We start from the raw sequence: 636 nt of genomic DNA, 5'->3' as shown, positions 1-636 counted from the left end.
GCGCTTTTAATTCCTCTACCGTCATCTGGCTTGTGTCATAGCGGTCATAGAGGAGTTCCGTCTTCATTCTGGCCCACATACTCTCACAGCGTGCATTATCATGGCAGCGGCCTCCTGCACTGTTCATGCTTTGGTGGATGTGGTGCTCCCGAATGGTCTGGCGGTAGGACTCACTGGTATACTGTGTTCCGCGGTCACTGTGGATAATCGCTCCTTCCAATGCGGGATATGCAGTCAGGGCATTTTCCAGTGTTTGGATACACAGATCTGATTTCATGTTGGTTCCCATTGACAGACCGAGGACGCTAAGATCAAAGCAGTCGAATATCGCAGATACATACAGTTTCCCATTGCGCGCCGGGATCTCCGTGATATCTGTAATACATTTTTCTAATGGGGCATCTGAATGGAAATCCCGCTTCAACAGATCCTCCGATTTCATGGCTTCCCGGTCTGCCTTTGTAAGCCCATTTGGCTTTCCCTTTGGCCGATGACTCAGACCGATCTGATCCATAACCCGGTATACAGTCCGTTCACTGGGTATATGTACGCCCTCCGGCTGCTTCAGCAACAGCGCCTGATACATCCGGATCCGTCCATAAGTATCGTTACATTCATCCTCACTGATGATTTCTT

General features: G+C 49.7%; 1 protein-coding gene. It reads right to left on the bottom strand.

The window, feature by feature from the left end; genetic code table 11:
- A partial coding sequence (locus H6A20_RS13085; RefSeq protein WP_338106719.1) for an IS3 family transposase occupies positions 1 to 586 on the bottom strand: 586 nt, incomplete at its 3' end.
- Between the last annotated feature and the right edge of the window lie 50 nt (positions 587 to 636).

The organism is Mordavella massiliensis (assembly GCF_016901695.1).
GTDB lineage: Bacteria > Bacillota > Clostridia > Lachnospirales > Lachnospiraceae > Claveliimonas > Claveliimonas massiliensis_A.
Note: the sequence above shows the minus strand (reverse complement) of the source record. Positions and strands in the feature narration are given on the sequence as shown.